Source organism: Citrobacter sp. Cpo040, from assembly GCF_030332915.1.
Taxonomy (GTDB): Bacteria; Pseudomonadota; Gammaproteobacteria; order Enterobacterales; family Enterobacteriaceae; genus Citrobacter; species Citrobacter portucalensis.
Genome location: NZ_JAOWGX010000034.1, coordinates 1,280,472 through 1,303,065 on the forward strand (window position 1 = coordinate 1,280,472; position 22,594 = coordinate 1,303,065).

At 52.1% G+C, this 22,594-nt stretch carries 23 protein-coding genes; 10 read left to right on the forward strand and 13 right to left on the reverse strand.

Annotated elements, in window-relative coordinates; translation table 11 throughout:
• The first annotated feature begins 121 nt into the window (after nucleotides 1–121).
• Nucleotides 122–1,831, forward strand: a complete 1,710-nt coding sequence (dld, locus tag OGX86_RS10950) for a D-lactate dehydrogenase (RefSeq protein ID WP_020996666.1) — start codon at nucleotides 122–124, stop codon at nucleotides 1,829–1,831.
• A gap of 101 nt (nucleotides 1,832–1,932) precedes the next feature.
• Here dld and pbpG read toward each other — a convergent pair whose 3' ends face one another.
• Nucleotides 1,933–2,880 carry a D-alanyl-D-alanine endopeptidase gene (gene pbpG, locus OGX86_RS10955; RefSeq protein ID WP_048215922.1) on the reverse strand — a complete coding sequence of 316 codons (948 nt, stop codon included), beginning with the start codon at nucleotides 2,878–2,880 and terminating at the stop codon, nucleotides 1,933–1,935.
• A gap of 180 nt (nucleotides 2,881–3,060) precedes the next feature.
• Nucleotides 3,061–3,648: a Yip1 family protein gene (locus OGX86_RS10960; RefSeq protein WP_003834475.1), complete on the reverse strand. Its 588-nt coding sequence runs from the start codon at nucleotides 3,646–3,648 to the stop codon at nucleotides 3,061–3,063.
• A gap of 240 nt (nucleotides 3,649–3,888) precedes the next feature.
• Here OGX86_RS10960 and OGX86_RS10965 point away from each other — a divergent pair, with 240 nt between their 5' ends.
• The gene (locus OGX86_RS10965) at nucleotides 3,889–4,458 is read left to right on the forward strand and encodes a DedA family protein (protein WP_003834476.1); all 570 of its coding nucleotides are present in this window, start codon (nucleotides 3,889–3,891) and stop codon (nucleotides 4,456–4,458) included.
• 37 nt (nucleotides 4,459–4,495) lie between these two features.
• Here the strand turns inward: OGX86_RS10965 and mdtQ are convergent, their stop codons facing one another.
• Nucleotides 4,496–5,935, reverse strand: coding sequence for a multidrug resistance outer membrane protein MdtQ (gene mdtQ, locus OGX86_RS10970; protein ID WP_286640038.1), 1,440 nt, complete (start codon nucleotides 5,933–5,935; stop codon nucleotides 4,496–4,498).
• A gap of 169 nt (nucleotides 5,936–6,104) precedes the next feature.
• Here mdtQ and OGX86_RS10975 point away from each other — a divergent pair, with 169 nt between their 5' ends.
• Together OGX86_RS10975 and yohP are read left to right on the forward strand one after the other, a co-directional pair.
• On the forward strand, nucleotides 6,105–6,839 hold the full coding sequence (locus OGX86_RS10975; RefSeq protein ID WP_286640040.1) for a class I SAM-dependent methyltransferase: 735 nt from the start codon (nucleotides 6,105–6,107) through the stop codon (nucleotides 6,837–6,839).
• Nucleotides 6,840–6,909: 70 nt separating this feature from the next.
• On the forward strand, nucleotides 6,910–6,993 hold the full coding sequence (gene yohP / locus OGX86_RS22840) for a small membrane protein YohP (protein ID WP_015572324.1): 84 nt from the start codon (nucleotides 6,910–6,912) through the stop codon (nucleotides 6,991–6,993).
• Between the two features lie 103 nt (nucleotides 6,994–7,096).
• Here yohP and dusC read toward each other — a convergent pair whose 3' ends face one another.
• The 6 genes from dusC to mhbT form a co-directional block, all read right to left on the reverse strand.
• Nucleotides 7,097–8,041 (reverse strand): tRNA dihydrouridine(16) synthase DusC, encoded by a 945-nt coding sequence (dusC, locus tag OGX86_RS10980; RefSeq protein WP_048215919.1) that lies wholly within the window; start codon nucleotides 8,039–8,041, stop codon nucleotides 7,097–7,099.
• Nucleotides 8,042–8,102: 61 nt separating this feature from the next.
• Nucleotides 8,103–9,296 (reverse strand): 3-hydroxybenzoate 6-monooxygenase, encoded by a 1,194-nt coding sequence (locus OGX86_RS10985; RefSeq protein ID WP_032943986.1) that lies wholly within the window; start codon nucleotides 9,294–9,296, stop codon nucleotides 8,103–8,105.
• 14 nt (nucleotides 9,297–9,310) lie between these two features.
• Nucleotides 9,311–9,955, reverse strand: a complete 645-nt coding sequence (maiA, locus tag OGX86_RS10990) for a maleylacetoacetate isomerase (RefSeq protein WP_048224588.1) — start codon at nucleotides 9,953–9,955, stop codon at nucleotides 9,311–9,313.
• Between the two features lie 8 nt (nucleotides 9,956–9,963).
• Complete coding sequence (locus OGX86_RS10995) at nucleotides 9,964–10,665, reverse strand: fumarylacetoacetate hydrolase family protein (protein ID WP_204192145.1); 702 nt, start codon at nucleotides 10,663–10,665, stop codon at nucleotides 9,964–9,966.
• Nucleotides 10,666–10,680: 15 nt separating this feature from the next.
• The gene (gene gtdA / locus OGX86_RS11000) at nucleotides 10,681–11,718 is read right to left on the reverse strand and encodes a gentisate 1,2-dioxygenase (protein WP_048215915.1); all 1,038 of its coding nucleotides are present in this window, start codon (nucleotides 11,716–11,718) and stop codon (nucleotides 10,681–10,683) included.
• A gap of 11 nt (nucleotides 11,719–11,729) precedes the next feature.
• Nucleotides 11,730–13,088, reverse strand: coding sequence for a 3-hydroxybenzoate transporter MhbT (gene mhbT / locus OGX86_RS11005; RefSeq protein ID WP_008785261.1), 1,359 nt, complete (start codon nucleotides 13,086–13,088; stop codon nucleotides 11,730–11,732).
• Nucleotides 13,089–13,214: 126 nt separating this feature from the next.
• Here mhbT and OGX86_RS11010 point away from each other — a divergent pair, with 126 nt between their 5' ends.
• The 6 genes from OGX86_RS11010 (at nucleotide 13,215) to OGX86_RS11035 (ending at nucleotide 17,509) form a co-directional block, all read left to right on the forward strand.
• On the forward strand, nucleotides 13,215–14,123 hold the full coding sequence (locus OGX86_RS11010; RefSeq protein ID WP_048224594.1) for a LysR substrate-binding domain-containing protein: 909 nt from the start codon (nucleotides 13,215–13,217) through the stop codon (nucleotides 14,121–14,123).
• 131 nt (nucleotides 14,124–14,254) lie between these two features.
• Nucleotides 14,255–14,659, forward strand: coding sequence for a CidA/LrgA family protein (locus OGX86_RS11015; RefSeq protein ID WP_003834497.1), 405 nt, complete (start codon nucleotides 14,255–14,257; stop codon nucleotides 14,657–14,659).
• Nucleotides 14,656–15,351, forward strand: coding sequence for a CidB/LrgB family autolysis modulator (locus OGX86_RS11020; RefSeq protein ID WP_003027380.1), 696 nt, complete (start codon nucleotides 14,656–14,658; stop codon nucleotides 15,349–15,351). Before OGX86_RS11015 ends, OGX86_RS11020 begins: the two co-directional genes overlap by 4 nt.
• 148 nt (nucleotides 15,352–15,499) lie before the next feature.
• Nucleotides 15,500–16,384 carry a cytidine deaminase gene (cdd, locus tag OGX86_RS11025; RefSeq protein WP_008785263.1) on the forward strand — a complete coding sequence of 295 codons (885 nt, stop codon included), beginning with the start codon at nucleotides 15,500–15,502 and terminating at the stop codon, nucleotides 16,382–16,384.
• Between the two features lie 163 nt (nucleotides 16,385–16,547).
• Entirely contained in the window at nucleotides 16,548–17,267 is a 720-nt protein-coding gene (gene sanA, locus OGX86_RS11030; RefSeq protein ID WP_003027383.1) for an outer membrane permeability protein SanA, read from the forward strand.
• Between the two features lie 2 nt (nucleotides 17,268–17,269).
• Nucleotides 17,270–17,509 (forward strand): DUF2542 family protein, encoded by a 240-nt coding sequence (locus OGX86_RS11035; protein WP_003834502.1) that lies wholly within the window; start codon nucleotides 17,270–17,272, stop codon nucleotides 17,507–17,509.
• Nucleotides 17,510–17,560: 51 nt separating this feature from the next.
• Here the strand turns inward: OGX86_RS11035 and mglC are convergent, their stop codons facing one another.
• The 4 genes from mglC to galS form a co-directional block, all read right to left on the reverse strand.
• Nucleotides 17,561–18,571 (reverse strand): galactose/methyl galactoside ABC transporter permease MglC, encoded by a 1,011-nt coding sequence (mglC, locus tag OGX86_RS11040; protein WP_003027393.1) that lies wholly within the window; start codon nucleotides 18,569–18,571, stop codon nucleotides 17,561–17,563.
• 15 nt (nucleotides 18,572–18,586) lie between these two features.
• The gene (gene mglA / locus OGX86_RS11045) at nucleotides 18,587–20,107 is read right to left on the reverse strand and encodes a galactose/methyl galactoside ABC transporter ATP-binding protein MglA (RefSeq protein ID WP_003027396.1); all 1,521 of its coding nucleotides are present in this window, start codon (nucleotides 20,105–20,107) and stop codon (nucleotides 18,587–18,589) included.
• Between the two features lie 71 nt (nucleotides 20,108–20,178).
• Nucleotides 20,179–21,177 carry a galactose/glucose ABC transporter substrate-binding protein MglB gene (mglB, locus tag OGX86_RS11050; RefSeq protein ID WP_003027399.1) on the reverse strand — a complete coding sequence of 333 codons (999 nt, stop codon included), beginning with the start codon at nucleotides 21,175–21,177 and terminating at the stop codon, nucleotides 20,179–20,181.
• A gap of 292 nt (nucleotides 21,178–21,469) precedes the next feature.
• A complete protein-coding gene (galS, locus tag OGX86_RS11055) occupies nucleotides 21,470–22,495 on the reverse strand; it encodes an HTH-type transcriptional regulator GalS (protein WP_032943995.1) in 1,026 nt (341 codons plus the stop codon).
• Nucleotides 22,496–22,594: the final 99 nt, after the last annotated feature.

The following is a 22,594-nucleotide window of genomic DNA, read 5'->3' on the forward strand; positions in this document are numbered from 1 at the left end:
TTTTCGAAACCAACGCGACTCAGTGGAGGACAACCCAGAGACAATGTGAATGAGAAAGCGTATTGTCATACAAAGCGCTATGCTTGTTCCTGATATTGAGTCCCACCACAAGGAGTGGAGAATGTCTTCCATTACAACAGATAATAAAGCTTTTCTGAATGAACTGACCCGTCTGGTAGGTCATTCACACCTGCTCACAGACCCTGCTAAAACCGCCCGCTATCGCAAGGGATTCCGTTCCGGTCAGGGCGATGCACTCGCCGTGGTGTTCCCTGGCTCGCTTTTAGAACTGTGGCGCGTCCTCAACGCTTGCGTCGCCGCAGATAAAATTATCCTGATGCAGGCCGCCAACACTGGCCTGACCGAAGGCTCTACGCCGAGCGGTAATGATTACGACCGCGAGATTGTCATTATCAGCACCCTGCGCCTTGATAAGCTGCACGTCATCGGCAAAGGCGAACAGGTGCTGGCCTATCCCGGCACCACGCTTTATTCACTGGAAAAAGCGCTCAAACCGTTTGGCCGTGAGCCGCATTCGGTGATCGGATCTTCCTGTATCGGCGCTTCAGTGATTGGCGGTATTTGTAACAACTCCGGCGGCTCGCTGGTTCAGCGCGGTCCGGCATACACGGAGATGTCGCTGTTTGCGCGTATTGACGAGCAGGGTAAATTACAGCTGGTTAACCATCTGGGTATCGAACTGGGCCAGACCCCAGAACAGATCCTTAGCAAACTTGATGACGAGCGTATCAAAGATGACGATGTGCGCCACGATGGACGTCATGCACACGATCACGACTACGTTACCCGCGTCAGAGATATTGAGGCGGACACGCCCGCTCGCTATAACGCCGACCCGGATCGGTTGTTTGAATCATCCGGTTGTGCAGGCAAGCTCGCGGTTTTTGCGGTGCGTCTGGACACCTTCGAAGCCGAAAAAAACCAGCAGGTCTTTTACATCGGTACCAACCAGCCAGAGGTGCTGACGGAGATTCGCCGTCATATTCTGGCAAAATTTGAGCATTTGCCGGTCGCCGGTGAATATATGCACCGCGATATTTATGACATCGCTGAGCAATACGGCAAAGATACGTTTCTGATGATCGACAAGCTCGGCACCGACAAAATGCCCTTCTTCTTCACCCTGAAAGGTCGCACCGATGCGATGCTGGAAAAAGTGAAAATTTTCCGTCCACATTTCACCGATCGGGCAATGCAGAAATTTGGCCATTTGTTCCCCAGCCACTTACCCGCGCGCATGAAAAGCTGGCGCGATAAGTACGAACATCACCTGCTGTTAAAAATGGCCGGTGGCGGCGTGGCTGAAGCGCAAAACTGGCTAAGCGAGTTTTTCAAAACCGCTGAAGGCGACTTCTTTGCCTGTACGCCGGAAGAAGGCAGCAAGGCGTTTTTGCATCGCTTTGCGGCGGCTGGCGCGGCGATTCGTTATCAGGCCGTACATGCCGATGAAGTGGAAGATATTCTGGCGCTGGATATCGCGCTGCGCCGTAACGACACCGAATGGTACGAGCATCTGCCTGCAGAGATCGACAGCCAACTGGTGCACAAACTCTATTACGGCCACTTTATGTGCTACGTCTTCCACCAGGATTACATCGTGAAAAAAGGCGTGGATGCGCATGCGCTGAAAGAGCAGATGCTGGAGCTTCTGCACGAGCGCGGAGCACAGTATCCAGCAGAGCATAACGTCGGACATCTGTATAAAGCACCGGAAACATTAACCCGTTTTTACCGCGAGAATGACCCCACCAACAGTATGAATCCGGGGATTGGTAAAACGAGTAAGCAAAAGTTCTGGAAAGAGTCGTAAACCAGAAAAAGATAAGCGCCACCGGGCATGTTGCCGGGGGCGCTTCGCTTGCCCGGCCTACCGCTACATTAGCTATGTGTATGCCGGATAAGTTGTCTTATTTAATCGTTCTGTGCAGTTTGCTCGCTCGTCACTGAACCCGCCGCTGCCATCTGCGCCGCTTTTTGCTTTTTATAGCTCAGCGCCGCTGCCGGAACCGGCATCACCTTGCCCGTTTCGATCCAGGTACGTAAACGGCTGGCATCAGCAAAGTGGGTATATTTACCGAACGCATCCATCACCACCAGCGCCACCGGTTTGTTATTGATCACGGTGCGCATCACCAGACAGTGGCCTGCCGCATTGGTAAACCCGGTTTTGGTTAACTGAATATTCCAGTTATCGCGGTATACCAGATGATTAGTGTTACGGAATGGCAGCGTATAAGCCGGGTTGGCAAAAGTCGCCATATCTTCACGCGTGGTGCTTAACTGGCCAATCAGCGGATACTGTTTGCTGGCGATCAGCAGCTTGGTTAAATCACGGGCGGTCGAGACGTTATGAATCGATAAGCCGGTTGGTTCCACAAAGCGAGTCTGAGTCATGCCGAGCGCTTTCGCTTTGGCATTCATGGCCTTAATAAACGCGTTATAACCGCCAGGGTAATGATGCGCCAGGCTCGCCGCCGCACGGTTTTCTGATGACATCAGCGCCAGCAGCAGCATGTCTTTACGGCTAATTTCACTGTTCAGTCGCACACGAGAGTAGATGCCTTTCATTTCCGGCGTCTGACTGATATCAACTTTCAGCTTCTCATCCAACGGCAGTCGTGCATCAAGCACCACCATCGCGGTCATTAATTTGGTAATCGACGCTATCGGACGCACCAGATCCGGGTGGTTCGAATAGATAACTTTGTTGGTATTCAGATCAACAATCATCGCGCTACCGGACGCTATCTCAGGCTGAGAAGCTGCTACAGTAGGTGCCGTTTTAGCCACGGCTTGGGGTGCAAAAGGAACGGCCAGCACCAGGGCAAGGCTTAATAATGAAACTCGGAATTTCAGCATGATGAGATTTCTGATAATGGTTCACGCACGTCACAACGCACACCGCCAGAGACTAAGTATTATCTCAAGCTAGCTCAGGCATCATAGCGATCCGGCAGGTTTGCCGCCACAGGAGAATCGTCTCGAAATGCTGCGTTGCTGACTTTTACGTCAACAACGCAGCGCAGACAGGTTTATCCGTCAAAATAACCGATAGCCGTAACCCCACAGGATTACCGTAATCGCCAGCAGAACTTCCAGCACCAGCACACCGATCGCCAGCGTCGAACTGGAAAAGCTCAGGCCTTCCTCTTTAGAGATATTCAGGAACGTCGGAATGCCGAGATAGAGTAAATAACCGGTGTAAAACAGCGCAATGGTCCCCACCAATGCGCACAGCCAGACCAGCGGATAAAGTGCGACCAGCCCGCTTAAAAACAGCGGCGTCGCGACATATCCGGCAAACACCATACAATGCGCCAGCGACGGACGTTGCGGATAATTACGCGCCATCCACCAGATAACCCGGCCCATGACGGCGACGCCTGCCAGCATGACCCCGTAGAACAGAATTGCCATCGCAAATCCGGTCAACAGAGATAACTTCAGGATATTGCCATCGCCAAAATTCCAGCCGATTTGCGTGGTACCGATAAACGCGCAAACAACCGGGATTGCCGCCATCAGCAGTACATGGTGGGTATAGTGATGCGAAACACTTTCGTTTTCGCTGTTGATCACGTGCATTTCACGATCGGGATGGGAAAATAGCCCCCAGACATGGTTCATACCGCCCCCTTCTTGTCAGCTCCGGACCTCAACACTTCAATTATAATTCAGCTTTTGATTATTTTATGTACACAGAGAAAATACCGAAGCGCCGGGTAAAAAGTGTGTAAGCCGTAGGCCTGATAAGCGAAGCGCCATCAGGCATTAGGGAACTGAACGACGTTATGCGCTACTACGCGGCTTTTCCGGCATCAAATAATCATAGGGTGTATGCTATGACCAGTGGAGGTCATACAACGTATGGATATAACGCATTATGTTGCGCAGTACGGCTATGCTGCGTTAATCATCGGCAGCCTGGCGGAAGGTGAAACCATTACCCTGTTAGGCGGCGTCGTGGCGCATCAGGGAGTCCTGAAATTCCCGCTGGTGGTACTCTCGGTCGCACTAGGTGGGATGATTGGCGATCAGTTGCTCTATTTACTCGGACGTCGTTTTGGCGGCAAAATTCTGCGTCGTTTCTCGCGCCATCAGGCGAAAATTCATTATGCGCAGAAAATGATCCAACGACGTCCTTACCTGTTTGTGGTCGGTACGCGCTTTATGTACGGCTTTCGCGTTATTGGTCCCTTACTGATTGGCGCCAGTCACCTGCCGCCGAAGATCTTTTTACCGCTGAATATTCTTGGCGCGTTTGTCTGGGCATTGCTATTTACCACCCTTGGCTACGTCGGTGGTGAAGTGATTGCACCGTGGCTGCACAGCCTCGACCAGCATATCAAGCATGGCATCTGGCTGGTGCTGGTTATTGGGATAGTCGCGGGCGTTCGCTGGTGGATGAAACGCCGAAGCACGCGTAAAGCGCAATGAAGATGGCCCGCCAGCGGAACACCGGCGGGCCGAACAATCAGGATGCGTGATAACCGCCGCCCAGCGCGCTGGTCAACTGGATTGAGGCATCCAGCCACTGGCCTTGTAAAATCAGACCGTTGCACTGTTCACGTAATGCCGGGATCTTTGCCTCACTGACCCTGGAGCCCGCAATAATACCCGCATTAAAGCGCGCCTGCGCCAGCCCCACTACGCGCTGAGCGTCATGTTCAATCTGCTGCTGATGCTGATTTTTCTGCGCCAGTGTTTCTACCTGCGATGCCGCACGTGCCACGTCATTCACCGCATCCACCACAGCTTTGTTGTAATTCGCCACCGTCAGATTACTTTGCGCTTTCGTAATATCGAGATTCGCATTCAGTCTGCCACTGTCAAAGATAGGCAGCGTCAACCCGGCGGTTACGCCCATTTGCTGCGCGGAATGGCGGAACAGGTCACTCAGATGTAACGCATCCTGTTGTAAAAATGCCATCAGATTCACATCGGGATAAAACGCCGCTTTCCCCGCATCAATACTGCTCAGCGATGACTCAATGTACCAGTGTGCTGCCTGCAAATCTGGTCGACGGGCCAGCAGCGAATAACCTAGCTGGGACGGAAGCTGACTTTCAACCACGGGCAGTTTGGTCGAATGGAGCTTCAGGGCAACGGACTGCGAGTTGCTCAACGCGCTTAGGCGCGCCTCAATCACCTTCATTTTACCGCTGACATCATTCAGCTGCTGCTCTGTTTTGCTGGAATCGATATCGGTTTCGACGCCTTCCACCGAAGAAGTGAGGCCGTTTTGATACAGTTGACGATCGACGGTAATCACATTTTGCTGCTCGCTTTCGATTTGCGTCAGCACGGTTTTCAGCGCCGCCTGCGTCTGCCATTCCCAGTAAAGACGGGAGACACCGCTCGCCAGCAGCTGCCGGGTTTGCTCGCGCTCAGCCTCACGTGCCTTAACGGCCCCTATACGCGCAGTCACTTCGGCCCGATTCTTACCCCACAGATCCAGATTCCAGCCGGCGGTTAAACCAAAAGTACCGTTGGTGTACCACGGCCCTGTCGTCCCGGCGGCCGGATCGGTTATGGCGAAAGGTCCCATCAGCCCCTCAGCTGACATTTTCTGACGCTCAACGTCTGCGGAGAAGTCGATCTCCGGGCCATCCTGCGCTTCCACGGCCTTAGCCTGCGCCTCCGCCAGTTGAATGCGCTGTTCCGCGACCTGCATATCAGGAGAATTTCGCAACGTGCTTTCAATCAACGCATTAAGCTGGGGGTCGTGATATGCCTTCCACCACTGGCTGTCCGGCCAGCCATTTTTTAACGCGGCAGGCAATGTGGTATCGACATTTGCGGCAGGCGTCTGCTGTGACAGAGACTGGCGGTCATCATGCATCGGCGCGCAGCCAGACATCAGAACAAAAAGCGGCAACAATGCCGTCGTGACAAACACAGAATTACGATTCATGGAGATATACAGGTAAGAAAAGATGTGCAGAGATTACGACTTGTCGCTGTTGCTTTTTTAGTTACGCGTGGCAATACATCTTTGGCAATAAAAATATATAATCAGAAAAATATACACCTCGTGAATAATATAGATTAAATAATTTTAATAATTAATGGATGGAGATGTTATGTCACAGAATATCTATGACAATCCTGAGTTCTTTGCCGGATATGCCACGCTGGATCGTTCAGTAAAGGGACTCGACGGCGCGCCAGAATGGCCGACAATACAAGCGATGCTCCCCTCTCTTCAAGGCAAAAATATTCTTGATTTGGGCTGTGGATATGGTTGGTTTTGCCGCTACGCGCGCGATAATCAGGCAGCCAGTGTAATGGGACTGGATATTTCACAAAAGATGTTAACCCAGGCACACAGTATGACGCAGGGTAATGGCATCGTTTATCAGCGTGAAGATCTCGAAACGCTAACCCTGTCCCCAAATTCTTTTGACCTGGTTTATAGCTCGCTTGCCCTGCACTATTTGCACGATATAGAACGATTATTCGTAACCATTTACCAGTCATTAACACCAGGCGGTATGTTAGTTTTCTCTGCCGAGCATCCAATTTATACCGCACCGCTTAATCAGGGTTGGATAAAAGATAAAACTGGGCAGCTGTCCTGGCCGGTTAATCATTATCAGCAGGAAGGTGAGCGCATCAGTAACTGGTTTGCTGAAGGCGTCAAAAAACAGCACCGTAAGCTGGCGACCTGGATTAATGCGCTGATTGCCGCCGGATTCGAGATCTTTTGTGTCGATGAATGGGGACCGTCCGCGCAACAGATTGCTGAAAACCCGGCTTTAGATGAAGAAAAAGAGCGGCCGATGGTGTTTCTGCTCAGCGCACGTAAACCTGCATAACAACGCCTCCAGGCAGAATGATTGATACTTTCCTATACTCAATCTGAACTTACCAAAAAAAGGAAAGTTAATGAAAATTCTGCTGTGGGTAATTCTGATTATTTTTCTGATTGGGCTATTGGTGGTAACAGGCGTGTTTAAGATGATTTTCTGATGTCGTCATTTCGCCCAGGCCTGATAGCAGAAATCTCAGGCTATTCTTCTCTCTGATGCCGGATGGCGGCGTAAACGCCTTATCCGGCCTACTGGAACTGAGATCAGGCAGTAATCTCGATAGCCTGAATCGCACGTGCGATATCCGGCGAATTATTCAACGCACGAATTTCCTGAAACAGTTCTGTTGCCTCTGAATATTCTTTGCGCAAATACCCTAACCACTGCTTAATCCGCGCTACATGATACAGCCCGGTGTCCCCCTGCTTTTCAAGGCGGGTATATTTTTGCAACAGCGTCACGACTTCAGGCCACGGCATACGCGGCTCGTTGTATTTCACCACGCGGCTCAGGTTCGGAATATTTAATGCGCCACGTCCGATCATCACCGCATCGCATCCGCTGATGGCCATACAATCCTGGGCGCTCTGCCAGTCCCAGATTTCGCCATTCGCAATAACCGGAATGGACAGCCGCTGGCGGATCTCGCCAATAGCCTGCCAGTTGATATGTTCCGCCTTGTAGCCCTGCTCTTTGGTTCGGCCATGCACCGCCAGTTCACTGGCACCAGCCTGCTGGACGGCATCGGCAATTTCAAACTGCCGGTCGCTGTTGTCCCAGCCCAGACGAACTTTCACCGTCACCGGAAGATGAGCCGGGACCGCCTCGCGCATAGCTTTTGCGCCCCGGTAAATAAGCTCAGGATCTTTCAATAATGTTGCGCCACCGCCGCTACCGTTCACCAGCTTCGATGGACAGCCACAGTTTAGATCGACACCGTACGAGCCCAGTTCTACCGCGCGTGCGGCATTCTCCGCCAGCCACTGCGGATACTGTCCTAACAGCTGAATGCGAACCAACGTGCCGGATGGCGTCCGGCTGTTGTTATGCAGTTCCGGGCAGAGTCGATGAAATACTTTTGCCGGCAGGAGCTGATCCACCACGCGCACAAACTCGGTGATGCACAGATCGTAATCATTCACTTCAGTCAGCAGCTCGCGCACCAGTGAGTCGAGCACGCCTTCCATCGGCGCCAGTAAAACACGCATATCATCACCCGCAAAAAAAGAGGCGCTATGGTAGCGCCTCCGTTCGGGAGATTAAAGAGGCTCAGCGCGGCAACAGACAGTTATCTTCTTTCCAACCGTACAGCCATTCCATACCGCGATAAAACTCTGCCTGCGATTTGTCTTTCCACAGCAGATTACGTACCTGACGCTCGACGCCTGCGGCGTGGTAGACACGGCCCATTTCACGCGTTGACCAGACGATGCGTGCGGTACGCGGAATACGCACCGACTCATACAGCGCAAAGGCATCAGCCGCATCGCCATCACACTGCTGTAGCGCTTTACCGAGCGTTACCGCGTCTTCCAACGCCATACAGGCACCCTGCGCCATATATTGCGCCACCGGGTGAGCGGCATCCCCCACCAGCGTGATGCGGTCGGTTCCCCATTTTTCTACCGGCTCGCGGTCGGCGGTGGACCAGCGCCGCCATGACGTCGGTTTATCCAGCATCTGACGCGGGCGCGGATGAATACCCGCAAAATAGGAGAGCACTTCCTCTTTGCTGCCATCCTTCACGCCCCACTCTTCCTGCTGACGACTGTGGAAGGTCACCACCAGGTTATATTGCTTACCGCCGCGCAGCGGATAGTGCACCAGGTGACAGTGTGGTCCGGCCCACAGCACCGGTGCGTTAATGCGTAAATCCTCCGGCATATCATCGCAATCAATCACGGCGCGATAGACCACGTGTCCGGTAACCCGTGGCGCATCGCCAATCAGAGACTGACGAACGACCGATTTTACACCGTCACAGCCCACCAAAATATCCGCCGTCCAGCTGTTGCCGTGCTCGTCAAATACCGTCACGTCATTCTCTGTCTGGCGGATATCAACCACGTTAGTTGAAGTGCGATACTCAACGTTAGGATGCACCAGCGCCGCTTCCCAAACGCTGGCGTGAATATCAACCCGATGGATAACCGCATAAGGACCGCCAAAGTGATCGCGGAACGCCTGGCCGGTTTCAATGCGGACCACCTCTTTTGCGTTTACCGCATCCATCATTGTGATGTGGTCGGTAAAAACGGCACGCTGACGGGCGACTTCTCCCACGCCAAGGCTGTCGAGCGCAGAGAACGCGTTTGGTCCGAGCTGAATACCCGCGCCAATTTCACCAATCTCGTGCGCTTTCTCCAGCAACATCACTTTAATGCCCTGACGGGCCAGCGATAGCGCGGTCGCCGCGCCGCCAATCCCGCCACCCACGATAATTGCGCGTGTCACTTTAGCCATTGTCGTTCTCCTTATCAGGCTGGAATTTTATCTTGTTGATTCTCGGGCGCGGCTGCAATAAACGCCGGAAGCTGAGTACAGGCATCATATACCGCCTTACAGCGCTGATATCCGCTCAGATCACAGCCCATACGTAACGCGTTCGCCCACTGTGGGATCAGACAGCAATCCGCCAGCGTTGGCGCATCACCCACGCAGAACGTCCCCGAATGGCTCTGGCGCAGCATCTGTTCCACCGCGCTTAGCCCCTGCTGGATCCAGTGCGCATACCAGCGTTTTTTATCTTCTTCACTGACCTTTAACTCTTCGCTCAGGTAGCGCAGTACCCGCATGTTATTCACTGGGTGGATATCACAGGCGATGGCATAGACTATTTCCAGCACCTTACTGCGCATCGGAAAGTCAGCAGGCAGCAGCGGCGACTGCGGAAAGTGGCTATCCAGCCAGTCAATTATTGCCAGCGACTGCCCAAGTGATTCTCCGTCATCGGTCACCAGAGTCGGCACCAGTCCCACCGGGTTCATCCGTCGGTAGGCCAGTTCGTTCTGCTGACCGATGCGAATGTTGACGCCCACCGTCTGGTAATCCAGCCCCTTCAGCGCCAGCGCAATGCGCACCCGATATGACGCCGAGCTATTAAAGAAACTGTACAGCTTCATCATCCACCTCAGACAATCTTCACGGCGATGGGGGTTAAACCGTCTACGTTTCCGGTGATCACATCCCCTTTCACTACCGCCCCCACGCCTTCTGGGGTACCGGTGTAGATCAGATCGCCCGGCTGCAGTTCGAAAAAGCCTGACAGATAGCTGATGGTTTCATTCACAGACCAGATGAGATGGCGAATATCGCTCCGCTGATGATCGTCGCCGTTGACCTGCAACCAGATTGGCGCATGGTTAACATCCACACTTTCGCTGGCTTTATGCAGCGGCGCGATGGGCGCAGAGAGATCAAACGCTTTGCCGATTTCCCACGGACGCCCCATCTGGCGCATCTCCATCTGCCGGTCACGGCGAGTCATATCCAGACCGGTGGCATAGCCCCAGATATATTCGTGCGCTTTTTCCAGCGGTATATCGCTGCCCTTTTTACCTATCGCCACCACCAGCTCTATCTCATAGTGATAGTTATCGGTTTGCGATGGGTACGGCAGTTCAAGGATCTGACCAGCCGCCACCGGGACTACCGCATCGGCAGGTTTACAGAAGAAGAACGGTGGTTCGCGATCCGGATCAAAGCCCATTTCACGGGCATGAGCGGCATAGTTACGGCCCACGCAGTAAACACGGCGCACAGGAAATTGTTCCTCACAGCCAACAACCGGAACGGTAACAGGCGCTTGTGGTTCAAATACGTATTGCGTCATTTTCTCTCTCCCAAATTAATAGCGTGCTTCGCGGAACAACCCCAGTGCTTCCTGAACCGGTCTGTCCGAAAAACTGAATAAGACGGTATCTTCGCGGGTCTGGAACGACACGCCGTGCCAGGTCGGCACCACAAAGATATCTTTTGGCGAAAAGTTGAAGGTTTCGTTGCCGATGGTGACCTGCCCACTTCCTTCCACCACGTGGTAGATAGTGCTGTCGGTGGTACGCGCCATCCGTGAGGAAAAGCCCTGCGGCAACAGTTGCAGGAAGGTTCCCATCGAAGGCATGGGATAACCGCCGGTTACCGGGTTGACGTAACGCATCTTGTAACCGTCCCACTCATCGGCGTCGCCCATGCGGGTCAGGTCATGCAGTGCTTCACGGCTGCGATCGTAGCGATAGTTAAAAATCGGCGATGAGTTACCTTTCTGATGACGCAGCGGCAGCATATTGGCCGCGTAGCGCGGCAAGTAATCCCCCTCCTTGCGCGTGACCGGCTGTTGATCTTCCGGGTAGTCTTCCGCAAAGCCACAGCCCAGCAGGTTCACCAACGGCAGGTCCAGACCGTCCAGCCACACCACCGGTTCACTGCCCGGGTTGCCGTGATCGTGCCAGCGCCACTGCGGCGTCAGAATAAAATCGCCTTCATGCATTTGGGTGCGCTCACCGTCCACGGCGGTAAATGCCCCTTTCCCTTCGACAATAAAGCGCAGTGCAGACTGATTATGACGATGACTCGGCGCAACCTCGCCCGGCATAATTAACTGCAATCCCGCGTACAGCGTTGGGGTGATTGAAGACTGTCCACGCAGCATTGGGTTTTCCAGCACCAGCACGCGGCGAATCGCCTCTTTCGCGCCAATCAGATCGCCACTTTCCAGCAGCAGCGGGCGGATCTCCTGATAGTTCCAGTACGCGGGCGCGCAATGTGCGTTCGGTGTTGGCGGCACCAGGCGGTGCAGCGACTCCCACAGCGGGGTCAGATTCTGCCCGGAAATATGCTGGTAAAACTGCTGACGGCTGTTCTTAACGTCCTGATTCAGTTCAGACATAGGGATTCTCCTTATTCATTCACAACACCTGCGCGTGGCAGAGTATTTGAGGCAGAGGCCGACTGGCGGATAACAACCGTCAGCAGCGTAAGCATTACCGCGCTGATGGCCGCCGGGACGGCAATAATGAAAAACAGGTTATCGAATGAGAAATTCATCGCCATCATCACCCCGCCGGAAAGCGAGCCGACAATCGCGCCGCAGCGCCCCACTGCATTAGACCAGCTGACGCCCGTCGCCCGGCTTTGTGTCGGATAAAGCGTAGCGGTTAACGCATTAAGACCAACCTGAGAACCGCTGATGCCGATGCCGGTGCCAAAAATAGCCAGTGCCATCAGCCACAGACCGTTTTCGCTCAGGCCAATCATGACGATGCACACTGCGCCCAGCGCATAACTCACGGCCAGCACGCGGAAAGGATTGTATTTGTCCATCAGCACGCCCAGCGCCAGTGCCCCCAGCGTTCCTCCAATCTGGAAGGCGGCAGTTACCCAGGAGGCATGCTGCAGATCAATTCCACGATGGTTAAGCAGCGTTGGCATCCAGCTGGAGAGCAGATAAATAATCAGCAGGCTCATAAAGAACACTACCCATAGCATCAGAGTAATAGGCAGCTGTCGCCCAACGAACAGCTGGCGAATGCTGCCTTTAGCTATCGCGGCACCTTCGTTGAGATAAAAATGGGTATTGTCATAACGTTCCCGGGTGATGGCGCTAACGGTTCTGGCAATCACGTTTTGCGGCAGTTGACGACGAACCTGCCAGCGCGGGGATTCCGGTAGCGCAAACAGCAGAGCAACAAACAGCATTAGCGGTAGAACGCCTCCCAGCACCAGAATGCCGTGCCAACCAATCACCGGCACCAGCTGTGCGCTGACGATACCGCCCATTGCCGATCCCAGAGTAAAGCCACAGAACATCATGGTGACCAGTGCGCCACGCCGACGCGCGGGCAGGTATTCCGAGGTCATAGTAATGGTATTCGGCATTGCGCCGCCCAGCCCTAAGCCGGTAAGAAAGCGCAAAATAACCAGCGTTTGCAGATCGGGTGAAAAAGCCGAGAGCAGGCTCAGTGCACCGAACAGCGCCACGCAGAGTTCTATCACACGTTTGCGGCCAAAACGGTCGGACAGCGGGCCACAGAGCAGCGCGCCAGCGGTCAGCCCCAGCAGACCTGCGCCAAACAGCGGTGCCAGATCGCCGGCAGTCAGCTGCCAGTGAGTGCGAATGTCGGGTGCGATAAAACCAATCGCCGCGGTATCAAATCCGTCGAGCATGACAACCAGAAAACAGCAGATGATAACGCGCCACTGGGTCTTACCGACGGGGGCGGAATCGATCAGTGCTTGTAGATCACGTTGTTGAGTCATAGTGAATGCCTCAGTGCAGGTAGAGTAGATGTCTGTTTTGTTTTAGGTATGTTGCGACTTTGTATGTTTGGAGATGAAATGTACAATGGCTTTTCATGCAGAGGCATAACCTGGAGGTTATAGCAAATGGCAAACTGGGCGCAGAAACTGAAGTTGCAACACCTGCAAACGCTTATCGCGCTGGGCGAACAGGGAAATCTGACGCACGTCGCCCGGATGATGAATATCACCCAGCCCGCATTGTCGAAATGGTTATCACAGCTCGAAGATGAGATTGGCATCACGCTCTTTGAACGTCATAGCAAAGGTTTGCGTCCTTCCGAAGGCGGCAAGTTGCTACTGCAACATGCCCAACGCCTGATCAATGATATGGAGCGTTCGCAGTATGAAATCGCCCGTTTTAAGCAAGGCGGACTTGTAGGGAGTCTGAAGATTGGCTGCTCGCCGGTAGCGACCGACTGTGTTTCACAGGCAATACTGGGTTTGCTCACAGAACTGCCAACCCTGCATCTTAATATTGAAGAGAAAGTGATGACCCCGCTGTTGCACGATCTGCTCGCGGGTTCGGTGGATGTCGTCGTCGGTCGGGTCGGCGGTCGGGCGCTTCAGTTGCCGCTCAATTATCAGGTGCTGTATACCGAGCCGGTCTGTTTCGTCGCCCGCCCCGACCATCCCTTAGCAAAATATCCCCTGCTCACCTGGCACGATCTGGCTAACTGGCGCTGGATTGTCTGGCCGACAGGAACCCCTATCCGGATGAGCATTGATAACGCGCTGGTTGATAACGGCGTAATGTTGCCGGAAAACATCATTGAATCGGCATCAATCAACGTCAGTACCAACCTGCTGCAAAGTAGCGACATGATCTCTATTCTTTCTTTGCGCCTGGCACAACGGTATGCCGCCCAGGGACAACTGGCTATCCTGAATCTGCCGAAGATTGAACAAAAAGGCAGCGTCGGCGTATTCTGGCGCAACAACGAAACGCCGACTACCGCCCTGAATCGTTTTCTGTACTACCTGGCACAGGTTTAGCGCGGAGAGTTAGGGCCATCGCCCGATGTTCCAGATATCTATTTCCTCTATGCTTAGAATTCATGATGTGATCGGTAGCACGTTTTTAAGTTTAATTGTATGATGAATGAATCTCGTCAAGGGTTTCAACTATGAGCAAAGCACTGAACGTTATCTGGCAATATTTGCGCGCATTCGTCCTGATTTATGCCTGCCTCTATGCAGGTATTTTTCTTGCATCGCTACTCCCCATCACCATTCCGGGCAGCATTATCGGCATGCTGATTCTGTTTGTCTTACTGGCTTTGCAGGTGTTACCGGCAAAATGGGTTAACCCCGGCTGCTACGTGCTGATTCGCTATATGGCCCTGTTGTTTGTCCCGATTGGCGTGGGGATCATGCAGTACTTTGACCTGCTGCGCGCGCAATTTGGTCCGGTGGTGGTGTCTTGTACCATCAGTACGCTGGTCGTTTTCCTGGTGGTGAGCTGGAGCTCGCACATTGTGCACGGTGAGCGCAAAATCGTTGGGCAAAAAGAGGCTAAAGCAAAAAAATGATGTCGTATATCTGGTGGTCGTTACCTCTTACGCTGGCGGTATTTTTTGGCGCACGTAAGCTGGCAGCTCGCTTTAAAATGCCTTTGCTGAATCCGCTGCTGGTTGCCATGGTGGTGATTATTCCCATTCTGCTGCTGACCGGTATTCCCTACGATCACTATTTCAAAGGCAGCGAAGTGCTGAACGATTTGCTGCAACCCGCCGTGGTCGCGCTGGCCTATCCGTTATACGAACAGTTGCACCAGATTCGCGCCCGCTGGAAATCAATCATTGCTATCTGTTTTGCCGGGAGCGTTGTGGCGATGGTAACAGGTACAACAATCGCCTTGTTGATGGGCGCATCACCGCAAATTGCCGCGTCTATTATGCCAAAATCGGTCACTACACCTATCGCTATGGCGGTGGGTGGCAGTATTGGCGGCATTCCGGCGATCAGCGCCGTATGCGTCATCTTTGTCGGTATCCTGGGGGCAGTGTTTGGTCATACGTTGCTTAATGCGATGCGTATCCGCACTAAGGCCGCACGTGGGTTGGCAATGGGCACCGCGTCGCACGCCCTGGGCACCGCACGCTGTGCGGAACTGGACTATCAGGAAGGTGCGTTTAGCTCACTGGCGCTGGTCATCTGCGGCATTATTACCTCGCTGGTAGCCCCGTTCCTGTTCCCGATTATTCTGGCAGTGGTGGGTTAATCTTCATTTTTTAGCTATTTATTTGCGATGCGTTGCACATTTTTCATTTAAGTTTCATAAGTTGCACACACAATGAGATTTGGATCACATATAAAGCCATAACAGGCCCGTAAACTACGATTCCATTACATTGTTATGAGGCATCGCCATGCATCCACGTTTTCAAACTGCTTTTGCCCAACTCGCGGATAACTTGCAATCAGCCCTGGCCCCTGTTCTGGCGGATGCACATTTCCCCGCCATGCTGACTGCTGAGCAGGTCTCTTTGCTGAAACGCGAATCGGGACTGGACGAAGACGCGCTGGCATTCGCTCTGCTGCCGCTGGCTGCGGCCTGCGCACGTACTCCGCTGTCCAACTTCAACGTTGGGGCAATTTCTCGCGGCATCAGCGGCAACTGGTACTTCGGTGGGAACATGGAGTTCCTGGGCGCGACCATGCAGCAAACTGTTCATGCCGAGCAAAGCGCTATCAGCCACGCCTGGCTGCGCGGTGAAAAAGGGCTCGCCGCCATCACCGTCAACTACACGCCGTGCGGCCACTGTCGCCAGTTTATGAACGAACTGAACAGCGGACTGGATTTACGGATTCATCTGCCGGGACGTGCGCCACACATGCTGCGTGATTACCTGCCAGATGCCTTCGGCCCGAAAGATCTGGAGATTAAAACGCTGCTGATGGACGATCAGGATCACGGCTTCGCGCTGCAGGGCGATGCGTTGACCCAAGCGGCAATCACTGCTGCCAACAGATGTCATATGCCGTACAGCAAATCCCCAAGCGGCGTGGCGCTGGAGTGTAAAGATGGCCGTATTTTTAGCGGCAGCTATGCTGAAAATGCCGCCTTTAACCCGACCCTGCCACCGCTGCAAGGCGCGTTAAACCTGTTGAATCTGAACGGTTATGATTATCCAGATATCCAACGCGCCGTGCTGGCTGAAAAAGCCGACGCGCCGTTGATTCAGTGGGATGCGACCTCCGCCACGCTGAAAGCACTGGGCTGCAATAATATTGAGCGCGTTCTCCTGGGTTAATCGACTCAATAACGCCGGTTCGTAGGCCGGATAAGGTGTTTACACCGCTATCCGGCACTATGCAGAATGCCTAAAATCCCCTCAATCAGACTGCTGTTTCTTGCGCTACGTCTTCCGGTACAGTAGCCTGATTGAAATTCCATCCAAATAACGAGTTTTCTGCATGTTAAAGCGCGTGTTTTACAGCCTGTTAGTCCTGCTAGGCTTGCTGCTTTTGACTGTGCTTGGACTCGATCGGTGGATGAGCTGGAAGACGGCTCCCTACATTTACGACGAACTGCAGGATTTGCCCTACCGCCAGGTCGGTGTGGTTCTGGGCACGGCGAAGTATTACCGTACCGGCGTCATCAATCAGTATTACCGCTACCGTATTCAGGGCGCATTGAACGCCTATAACAGCGGGAAGGTAAACTATCTGCTGTTAAGCGGCGACAATGCCCAGCAAAGCTATAACGAACCCATGACGATGCGTAAGGATCTGATTGCCGCAGGCGTCGATCCCGCTGACATCGTGCTTGATTACGCCGGGTTTCGGACGCTTGACTCCATCGTGCGTACCCGCAAGGTGTTCGATACCAACGATTTCATCATTATTACTCAACGATTCCACTGTGAGCGCGCCTTGTTTATTGCGCTGCATATGGGTATCCAGGCCCAGTGCTACGCCGTACCTTCGCCAAAAGATATGCTCACCGTGCGGGTTCGTGAATTTGGCGCGCGTTTTGGCGCACTCGCCGATCTCTACATTTTCAAACGTGAGCCCCGTTTTTTAGGTCCACTGGTGCCCATCCCTACCATGCATCAGGTACCGGACGATGCGCAGGGGTATCCGGCGGTCACGCCTGAACAATTACTCGAATTACAAAAGAAACAAGGAAAATAAGCATGGAAGGAAAAACGATCTTTATCGTTATTGGCGTACTGATGATTGTTCTCTGGACGTGCAGAGAAGGCCTGAAGGGACTACGTTCCGGTATCGTCGAGAAAACAGTGAAAGGTTCGCAGACGCCAATGATCATTTCTCGCGCTAAAGAACCCAGCACTTACTGGAGCTATATCATCGTTTATTTCGGTATGGCCATTGGTGCATTGTTCACTGGTATCTGGTTACTCTTTATCAAATAAAAAAACCGATGCAGAACGCCTCTGCACCGGTTTTATTTTTCTCTTCCCAGATTACTTCTTACGCGCGTACTTCAGTGAGTCCAGCGCGACCGCGAAGATAATAATGCCGCCCTTGATAATATACTGCCAGTATGGGTTCACGCCGATGTAGGTCAAACCGTAGTTGATGACGGTGAAGATAATCACACCGGTCACTACGCCAAACACGGTACCTACCCCGCCGCTGAACGACACGCCGCCAACCACGCACGCCGCAATCGCATCCAGCTCATACATAAAGCCGAGGTTGTTGGTCGCTGAGCCGATACGTCCGGCTTCCAGCAAACCACCGAAGGCATAGAACACGCCAGACAACGCATAGATAATCAGCAGGTTCAGCGCAACGTTTACACCGGACACTTTCGCAGCTTCCGGGTTTCCGCCGATGGCGAAAATGTTTTTACCGAAGCGAGTCTTGTTCCACAGCACCCACACAAAGGCCACCGCAATCAGCGCATAGAAAGTGATGTAGGAGAGTCGGAAACTGCCCAGTGCAATAAAGCCCTGCGCAAAGGTTGAGAATCCGCTGTCAAAGCCAGAAATTGGCGATGCGCCGACGAAGTCGTAGTACAGGGAGTTGATCCCGTAAACGATAATCATCGTACCCAGTGTGGTAATAAACGGCGTTACGTTCAGATAAGCAATGATAATACCGTTCACCAGACCGATAATGGCGCCAATCACGCAAACAATCAGCACCACTACAATGATCGGCATCGTCGCCATTTCCGGGAATACCTTGTTGGCATTCTCCATCGACTGCAACAGAGTTGCCGCCACCACTGCCGCCAGGCCAACCTGACGCCCCGCCGACAGGTCGGTCCCTTGGGTAACAATCAGTCCAGCCACACCCAATGCGATAATAATACGCACCGAGGATTGCGTGAGAATATTACTCAGGTTCAGTAAGCTTAAGAAAGTGGGATCCTGGAAAATAATAATCGCCAGCAAAACCAAAAGAACAACGTAAATTCCGCCTTCTTTCAGGTAAGTAAGAAAACTTTTCTTATTTAACGCACTCATGAGGAGCCCCTAATCTTAAAGGTGCAAAGACGCAAGACGGAGGATTTCGTTTTGCGTTGTTGTTTTAGTGTCAACAATTCCAGCAACGAGACCATTGCTCATCACCAGAATACGATCGGTAATACCCAGCAGCTCCGGCATTTCAGAGGAAATAATAATAATCCCCTTATCCTTTTTCGCGAGTTCGGCAATCAACTGATAAATTTCAAATTTCGCGCCAACATCGATTCCACGCGTCGGTTCATCCAGCATCAGAATTTCTGGCTGCGTTAATAACCAACGACCAATAACCACTTTTTGCTGATTACCACCAGAAAGTGAACCGATTTGCGTACGATGACCCGGTGTTTTTACCCTCATGGAGTCAATTACCCACTGGGTATCACTCTTCATGCGGGAATTATCCAACAGACCAACTTTGTTTTTATAGTTTTGGATATTGGAAATTAACGAGTTAAAACCAATGTCCAGATACGCATAAATACCGGTTGAACGGCGCTCTTCCGTGACCAGTGCAAAACCATGGTTGATGGCTTCATTTGCACTGTGGTTATTAATTTTTTTGCCGTGTAGCGTAATCGTACCTGATGATTTCTCACGAATACCAAAAAGCGTTTCAACGATATCCGTGCGTTTTGCGCCTACCAGACCTGCAATCCCAAGAATCTCCCCTTTGTGCAAATCAAACGAGATATCACGAATCGACGGCTGGCGCAGCGAGGTCAGGTTACGCACTTGCAGAATGACTTCACCAGGTTTGTTTTCTTTATCCGGAAAACGTTGGTTCAGTGAACGTCCGACCATCATGGCGATGATCTTATCCATATCCAGCCCTTCCAGCGGCTGGGTCGCAATCCACTGGCCATCGCGCAGAACGGTAATTTCATCGCACAGCTGGAAGATTTCTTCCATTTTGTGAGAGATATAAACAATACCGCATCCACGCTCTTTCAGCTTACGGATGATGGTGAACAGATGGTTAACTTCTTTTTCGGTTAACGATGAAGTTGGCTCATCCATGATGACGATTTTGGCGTCATAGGAGAATGCTTTCGCAATTTCAATCATCTGCATTTGTGAAACAGATAATGTGCCGACACGCGCACGCGGATCGATATCAATATCCAGTTCATCAAATATCGCTTTGGTATCACGGTACATTTTTTCCTGATCGACAAACATGCCCTTGGTGGGATAGCGTCCCAGCCACATGTTGTCCATTACAGAACGTTGTAATACCAGGTTTAATTCCTGGTGTACCATCGAAATACCATTTTCAAGCGCTTCTTTCGCAGAATGAAAATCGATTTCTTTACCCTGAAATAAAATACTGCCGGAATCTTTTTGATAGATGCCGAAAAGACATTTCAATAATGTTGATTTCCCCGCGCCATTCTCTCCCATTAGGGCGTGAATAGAATGCGGGCGGACTTTTAAATTAACATTATCAAGCGCCTTAACGCCGGGGAAGGACTTGTTGATGCCGGTCATTTCCAACAAGTATTCGCCTGACGACTGAGTATGTGTGCTGACCATAATTATACCTTGTTGGCCTTGCAGAGTGCGTTATTAAGGGCGCAATGAAATTGCGCCCACATACGGAGTATTTATTTGTTGGTGAACTCTGCCAGATTATCTTTATCGACACCTACGTACGGAACGCGAACAATCTTGTTCTCAATTTTCCAGTTAGTGCCATCTGCCGCACCTTTGCCGTCAGCCAGGTTTTTCGCCAGATCGAAGGTGGCTTTCGCCTGGTTGTTGGCATCGTTCAGGACGGTACCGGCCATGGCGCCAGATTTCACCAGAGCCAGCGCTTCAGGCAGCGCATCCACACCAAATACTGGTACGCTGGTTTTGTTGTGCGCTTTCAGCGCTTCAACTGCACCCATTGCCATCGCATCGTTGTTAGCGATAACCACTTCAATTTTGTTCGCGTTTGGACCAGACATCCACGCATCCATCTTATCTTTCGCCTGAGCGGTATCCCACATTGCAGTATCTAACTGCAGCTGCTCAGTTTTAATGCCTTTGTCGTTCAGCTCTTTAATCACGTAAGTGGTACGTGCTTCAGCATCCGGGTGTCCCGGTTCGCCTTTCAGCAGAACAAACTGAATTTTGCCGTCTTTGTTCAGGTCCCAGTTCGGGTTAGCTGCCCAGTGTTTGGCAATCAAATCACCCTGAATAATGCCGGACTCTTTAGAGTCGGTACCGACGTAATACGCTTTGTCATAGCTGTCCAGCGCTTTACGAGAAGGTTCTTTGTTGAAGAATACGATCGGTACGTTCTGTCCGCGTGCTTTTTCAATGACCGTGCCAGCAGCTGCCGGGTCAACCAGGTTAATCGCCAGTGCTTTAACGCCTTTTGCCAGCAGCACGTCGATCTGATCGTTTTGTTTGGACTGGTCGTTCTGCGAGTCGTTCATCAGCAGCTGTACATCTGGTGCCGCTTTGGCATCTTTTTCAATAGCCTTACGTACTACAGACATAAAGTTATCGTCATACTTATAGATAGTCACACCAATGCGGGTATCAGCAGCGTGCGCAGCCGCGCCGAATAACATGCTTGCCATTACAGCAGACAGGGTCAACACCTTCTTATTCATGGTATCTCCGGTTTTATTATGCAGGGTAGTACTTGAGATAAATGCTCGGCAGGCAGAACGTTACTGAAGTGTTACTGAACGCCGAAGCTCACTTTTAAAAAATATTTCTTCCGTGTCTGGCAACGCTCCAAAAACAGGCTTTAATTTTTGTTTAAGGCACCTAACCTCGATGAAAGTGATTATTCACCGTTACATAGTAGTTACAGCGCAACAAACAGTGTCATCATAGCTATCGCATTGTTAATATACTGTGAATTTACTCACATATTGAAAGCGGTTACATCGCGCAACGTTATGAGTTAGTGATCGGTGCCGCATTCTGCCGCAGCGCTACTGAATGACGACGCACCAGCGTTGGCATAAAACAATGCGACGCCTGCGGATCCAACGTGCCAGCCGCCCCCTGTAGCGCAAGCTCCGTCGCCATTTTTGCCATTGAGGCAATGGGATAGCGCACAGTGGTTAGCTGCGGATCGGTGTAACGTGCGATGGGAATATCATCGAAGCCAATGATAGAAAGGTGTAATGGAATAGCGATGCCGTTATCTTTTAGCGCGGTCAGTGCGCCTGCTGCCATATTGTCGTTATAAGCGAAGACCGCCGTCAGTTGTAAGTTACGCCCCAGCAATTCCACCATCGCGGACTCTCCGCCCTGCATATCGGGCGAACCGGTGCCGACCCAGCTTTCTGCCGCAACAATCCCTTGCTCTTTCAGGGCAGTTAACCATCCTTCTTTGCGCATGGCGTCATCTTCAATGCGGTGGCTTGATGCCAGATAACCGATGCGTTGATGACCATTATTTAGCAGCATTCGGGTAGCCATTTTGGCACCGCTGATGTTATCCAGGCAGACGCAACGGTGGGCGTAGCCAGGAACAAGGCGGTTGATCAGTACCATGCCGGGGATTTGATCCATAAACTCGGCCAGTTCCCGATCGCTCAGCGCTTTAGAGTGTACAATCAGCGCGTTACAGCGTTGGCGAATCAACACCTCAATGGCATGACGTTCTTTTTCCGCCTCATGGTAGCTGTTGCCAATCAGGACATACTTCTGATGCTGCTGGGCAACCATATCCACGGCTTTTACCAGCGCGCCAAAAAACGCATCTGATACATCCATGACGACAACACCAATCGTGTCGCTTACCTGCGTCGCCAGTGCTTGTGCGTTGGCATTAGGTCGATAGCCAAGCTGAGTGACTGCTTTCATTACCGCTTCACGCGTATCGGGACTCACCAGCGCACTGTTGTTCAGTACGCGGGAAACGGTCGCTACAGAAACGCCAGACTGCCGTGCCACATCACGAATGGTTACCATATTCACTGCCCTGTTTTAGATTGCGGCTGCCCGCAGACACCCCAGGCTGGGTATTTTGTCAGCACAATGAAACGGACTGCGTGAGTGAAGTCACAGGAA

Excerpts from the sequence above, each read along its gene's own strand:
- OGX86_RS10965 (WP_003834476.1), top strand. The coding sequence starts at position 3,889 with ATGGATATAACGCATTATGTTGCGCAGTACGGCTATGCTGCGTTAATC.
- OGX86_RS11015 (WP_003834497.1), top strand. The coding sequence starts at position 14,255 with ATGAGCAAAGCACTGAACGTTATCTGGCAATATTTGCGCGCATTCGTC.
- OGX86_RS10985 (WP_032943986.1), bottom strand. The coding sequence starts at position 9,296 with ATGGCTAAAGTGACACGCGCAATTATCGTGGGTGGCGGGATTGGCGGC.
- OGX86_RS11010 (WP_048224594.1), top strand. The coding sequence starts at position 13,215 with ATGGCAAACTGGGCGCAGAAACTGAAGTTGCAACACCTGCAAACGCTT.
- mglA (WP_003027396.1), bottom strand. The coding sequence starts at position 20,107 with ATGGTCAGCACACATACTCAGTCGTCAGGCGAATACTTGTTGGAAATG.
- maiA (WP_048224588.1), bottom strand. The coding sequence starts at position 9,955 with ATGAAGCTGTACAGTTTCTTTAATAGCTCGGCGTCATATCGGGTGCGC.
- mglB (WP_003027399.1), bottom strand. The coding sequence starts at position 21,177 with ATGAATAAGAAGGTGTTGACCCTGTCTGCTGTAATGGCAAGCATGTTA.
- sanA (WP_003027383.1), top strand. The coding sequence starts at position 16,548 with ATGTTAAAGCGCGTGTTTTACAGCCTGTTAGTCCTGCTAGGCTTGCTG.
- OGX86_RS11035 (WP_003834502.1), top strand. The coding sequence starts at position 17,270 with ATGGAAGGAAAAACGATCTTTATCGTTATTGGCGTACTGATGATTGTT.
- galS (WP_032943995.1), bottom strand. The coding sequence starts at position 22,495 with ATGGTAACCATTCGTGATGTGGCACGGCAGTCTGGCGTTTCTGTAGCG.
- dusC (WP_048215919.1), bottom strand. The coding sequence starts at position 8,041 with ATGCGTGTTTTACTGGCGCCGATGGAAGGCGTGCTCGACTCACTGGTG.
- OGX86_RS10995 (WP_204192145.1), bottom strand. The coding sequence starts at position 10,665 with ATGACGCAATACGTATTTGAACCACAAGCGCCTGTTACCGTTCCGGTT.
- OGX86_RS10960 (WP_003834475.1), bottom strand. The coding sequence starts at position 3,648 with ATGAACCATGTCTGGGGGCTATTTTCCCATCCCGATCGTGAAATGCAC.
- OGX86_RS10975 (WP_286640040.1), top strand. The coding sequence starts at position 6,105 with ATGTCACAGAATATCTATGACAATCCTGAGTTCTTTGCCGGATATGCC.
- mglC (WP_003027393.1), bottom strand. The coding sequence starts at position 18,571 with ATGAGTGCGTTAAATAAGAAAAGTTTTCTTACTTACCTGAAAGAAGGC.
- yohP (WP_015572324.1), top strand. The coding sequence starts at position 6,910 with ATGAAAATTCTGCTGTGGGTAATTCTGATTATTTTTCTGATTGGGCTA.
- dld (WP_020996666.1), top strand. The coding sequence starts at position 122 with ATGTCTTCCATTACAACAGATAATAAAGCTTTTCTGAATGAACTGACC.
- gtdA (WP_048215915.1), bottom strand. The coding sequence starts at position 11,718 with ATGTCTGAACTGAATCAGGACGTTAAGAACAGCCGTCAGCAGTTTTAC.
- pbpG (WP_048215922.1), bottom strand. The coding sequence starts at position 2,880 with ATGCTGAAATTCCGAGTTTCATTATTAAGCCTTGCCCTGGTGCTGGCC.
- cdd (WP_008785263.1), top strand. The coding sequence starts at position 15,500 with ATGCATCCACGTTTTCAAACTGCTTTTGCCCAACTCGCGGATAACTTG.
- mhbT (WP_008785261.1), bottom strand. The coding sequence starts at position 13,088 with ATGACTCAACAACGTGATCTACAAGCACTGATCGATTCCGCCCCCGTC.
- mdtQ (WP_286640038.1), bottom strand. The coding sequence starts at position 5,935 with ATGAATCGTAATTCTGTGTTTGTCACGACGGCATTGTTGCCGCTTTTT.
- OGX86_RS11020 (WP_003027380.1), top strand. The coding sequence starts at position 14,656 with ATGATGTCGTATATCTGGTGGTCGTTACCTCTTACGCTGGCGGTATTT.